Source organism: Streptomyces sp. IBSBF 3136 (assembly GCF_036815105.1).
Taxonomy (GTDB): domain Bacteria; phylum Actinomycetota; class Actinomycetes; order Streptomycetales; family Streptomycetaceae; genus Streptomyces.
The window spans coordinates 1-3,581 of record NZ_JAJSZC010000396.1; the positions used below are offsets into that span (position 1 = coordinate 1).

At 72.2% G+C, this 3,581-nt stretch carries 3 protein-coding genes and 1 tRNA gene; 3 read left to right on the top strand and 1 reads right to left on the bottom strand.

Going from position 1 to position 3,581, the window contains the following annotated elements; genetic code table 11:
- Window positions 1-308: 308 nt before the first annotated feature.
- The 3 genes from V7E45_RS39365 to V7E45_RS39375 all read left to right on the top strand — a co-directional run bounded on the left by V7E45_RS39365 (window position 309) and on the right by V7E45_RS39375 (window position 2,454).
- A complete protein-coding gene (locus tag V7E45_RS39365) occupies window positions 309-1,517 on the top strand; it encodes a helix-turn-helix domain-containing protein (RefSeq protein WP_333779097.1) in 1,209 nt (402 codons plus the stop codon).
- A gap of 146 nt (window positions 1,518-1,663) precedes the next feature.
- Window positions 1,664-2,266 (top strand): oligoribonuclease, encoded by a 603-nt coding sequence (gene orn / locus V7E45_RS39370; RefSeq protein ID WP_333779098.1) that lies wholly within the window; start codon window positions 1,664-1,666, stop codon window positions 2,264-2,266.
- Between the two features lie 115 nt (window positions 2,267-2,381).
- Window positions 2,382-2,454 (top strand) — tRNA-His (locus tag V7E45_RS39375).
- Window positions 2,455-2,563: 109 nt separating this feature from the next.
- Here the strand turns inward: V7E45_RS39375 and V7E45_RS39380 are convergent.
- Window positions 2,564-3,581 (bottom strand): LacI family DNA-binding transcriptional regulator (locus V7E45_RS39380; RefSeq protein ID WP_333779099.1); only part of this gene is annotated, 1,018 nt, incomplete at its 5' end.

Genomic DNA, 3,581 nt, shown 5'->3' on the forward strand with positions numbered 1-3,581 from the left:
CCCCCCAACCCCCGTTCCACCTGCACGGAAAGGGTCTGGGCCGACCTCCGCACCCTACGCGGTTTGGCCACTGCGACAAGGCGCACTTCCCTGCACGCCCCACGAGTGCAACGCTTCGTGATCGAATGCTTCACGCCAAGTTGTCATGTCGACAATGTCCGGCGTGTCGAACCGGCCACCGTGAGACCGCGGTAGCCGATAGATTCGATCTTGACTGTCTTACGGCGGGGGACTCGTGCAGGACCGAGGGGAAACGTGCAGGAGCGACACAACCGAGGAGCCGCGACCACCGAGGGGGGCTTAGCAGGATGAGCCACGACTCCACTGCCGCGCCGGAAGCCGCGGCCCGGAAACTCTCCGGGCGACGCCGCAAGGAGATCGTCGCGGTGCTGCTGTTCAGCGGCGGCCCCATCTTCGAGAGTTCCATACCGCTGTCGGTGTTCGGGATCGACCGCCAGGACGCCGGCGTGCCGCGCTACCGACTGCTGGTGTGTGCCGGCGAGGAAGGCCCACTGCGGACCACAGGGGGCCTCGAACTCACCGCGCCGCATGGACTGGAGGCGATCTCACGCGCCGGGACGGTCGTCGTACCGGCCTGGCGTTCGATCACCTCGCCACCGCCGGAGGAAGCGCTCGACGCGCTGCGCCGCGCACACGAGGAGGGTGCCCGGATCGTCGGTCTGTGCACCGGGGCCTTCGTGCTCGCGGCGGCCGGCCTGCTGGACGGCCGCCCGGCGACCACCCACTGGATGTACGCGCCGACGCTGGCCAAGCGCTATCCGTCGGTCCACGTGGATCCACGGGAGCTGTTCGTCGACGACGGCGATGTGCTGACCTCGGCCGGCACGGCCGCGGGGATCGACCTGTGCCTGCACATCGTGCGCACGGACCACGGCAACGAGGCGGCCGGCGCGCTGGCCCGCCGGCTGGTGGTCCCGCCGCGCCGCAGCGGCGGTCAGGAGCGCTACCTCGACAGGTCTTTACCCGAGGAGATCGGCGCCGACCCGCTCGCCGAGGTCGTCGCCTGGGCGCTGGAACACCTCCACGAGCAGTTCGACGTGGAGACGCTGGCGGCACGCGCCTACATGAGCCGCCGTACGTTCGACCGCCGGTTCCGTTCGCTGACCGGCAGCGCGCCGCTGCAGTGGCTGATCACCCAGCGGGTGCTCCAGGCGCAGCGGCTGCTGGAGACGTCGGACTACTCCGTGGACGAGGTGGCGGGCCGCTGCGGCTTCCGCTCCCCCGTCGCGCTGCGCGGGCACTTCCGCCGCCAGCTCGGCTCGTCCCCCGCCGCCTACCGGGCCGCCTACCGGGCCCGCCGGCCGCAGGGCGACAGAGCGGGTGACCCGGAGGCGGCGGTGGCCCAGCAGGGGCCGGCCGGGACAGCGGGCCTGCCCGGCCACGGGCCGCTGGGCCACGCGCCCTCGGTCCTGCACCCGGACCGGGAGAGCGGCGTCCCGATGCAGAGCCGGCGCCAGCCGGTCAGCCTGCTGCCGGGGCCGCGCAGCGGCAACTGAACGCACGACGGGCGCGAGCGAGGAGGAGGCGGGCACATCCGCCCCCTCCTCGCCGTCCGGCTCCGCGCCGGGCCGGTCGGCTTCCCGGCGAGTCCGGCGGCTGCGCGGGGCATCCCAAACGGGGACGTCAGCTTTAGGGTGGTCGCATGAACGATCGCATGGTGTGGATCGACTGCGAGATGACCGGCCTCTCGCTGTCCGACGACGCTCTCATCGAGGTGGCCGCCCTCGTCACCGACTCCGAGCTGAACGTACTCGGCGAAGGGGTGGACATCGTCATCCGTCCGCCGGACTCGGCGCTGGAGACGATGCCGGAGGTGGTGCGTCAGATGCACACCTCGTCCGGACTGCTGGACGAGCTGGCCGGCGGCACCACGCTGGCCGACGCCGAGGAGCAGGTCCTCGCCTACGTCCGCGAGCACGTGAAGGAGCCCGGCAAGGCCCCGCTGTGCGGCAACTCCGTCGGCACCGACCGGGGCTTCCTGCTGCGGGACATGCCGACGCTGGAGGACTACCTCCACTACCGGATCGTGGACGTCTCCAGCATCAAGGAGCTGGCCCGGCGCTGGTACCCGCGGGCCTACTTCAACAGCCCGGAGAAGAACGGCAACCACCGGGCCCTCGCCGACATCCGTGAGTCCATCGCCGAGTTGCGCTACTACCGCGAGGCCATCTTCGTCCCCCAGCCCGGCCCCGACTCCGACACCGCGCGGAAGATCGCGGCCCGGCACGTCCTGCCCGCCCAGTAGGCCCGCGGGGTCCGCTCGGCGGCTCGCGCGAAAACAGGTGCGCGAGCACCCCTTCGGACCCTGTAGACTTCTTCTCGGCCGGTCGGGGAAACGACCAAGTGAACCCCCGGTCATGGTGGGTGTAGCTCAGCTGGTAGAGCACCTGGTTGTGGTCCAGGATGCCGCGGGTTCGAGTCCCGTCACTCACCCTTGGTGATCAGCCGGTGACTCCGTCGCGAGACGGGTCACCGGCTGATTCGTTTTTGCGGTGCCGCCCCGACTCCGGGCCGGAGCGGCACCTCACGCGTGTGGGGGACGTCACGAGGACGCCCGCACCACCAGTTCCGTCGGCAGCACCGCATGCCGCCGCTCCAGCCCCCGGGACACGGCGGGCCGCCGGTCGGCGATCTCCGAGAGCAGCAGGTCGATCATCGCCCGGCCCATCTCCTCGATGGGCTGGCGGACGCTGGTCAGCGGCGGGTCCATGTGGCGGGCGATGGCCGAGTCGTCGTAGCCGACCAGCGCCACGTCGTCGGGGATGCGGCGGCCCGCCGCGCGCAGCGCCTGCCGGGCGCCCGCCGCCGTGACGTCCGAGCCGGCGAAGACCGCGTCCACGTCCGGGTACCGCTCCAGCAGCGTGGCCATCGCCCGGCGGCCCCCCTCCTCGGTGAAGTCACCGGGCACGATGAGCCGTTCGTCCGCGGTGTGGCCCGCCTCCCGCAGCGCCTCGCGGTAGCCGTCGACACGACGCTGGGCGCCGTACACGTCGAGGCGGCCGGTGATGTGGGCGATCCGCCTGCGCCCCCGGGAGACCAGGTGCTCCACGGCCGAGCGGGCGCCGCCGAAGTTGTCCGAGTCGACCGAGGTCAGCGTCTCCGCGGCCGAGCGCGGGCCGCTGATCACCGCCGGGATCTCCAGTTGCGAGACCAGGTCGGGCAGCGGGTCGTCGGCGTGCACCGAGACCAGCAGGACCCCGTCCACGCGGTGCGCCGCCAGGTACTGCGCGAGGCGCTCCCGCTCCCGGTCGCTCCCCGCGAAGATCAGCAGCAACTGCATCTCGGTCTCGCCGAGTTCGGCGCCGACACCGCGCAACATGTCCGAGAAGTACGGTTCCGCGAAGAACCTGGTCTCCGGCTCGGGCACGACGAGCGCGATGGCGTCGGTGCGGTTGGCCGCGAGGGCGCGGGCCGCGGTGTTCGGCACGTAGCCGAGTTCGGCGACCGCCGCCTCCACCGCCGCGCGGGTCGCGTCGCTCACCCGCGGCGAGCCGTTGATCACCCGTGAGACCGTGCCCCGACCGACCCCCGCCCGGGCGGCGACCTCCTCGAGCGTGGGC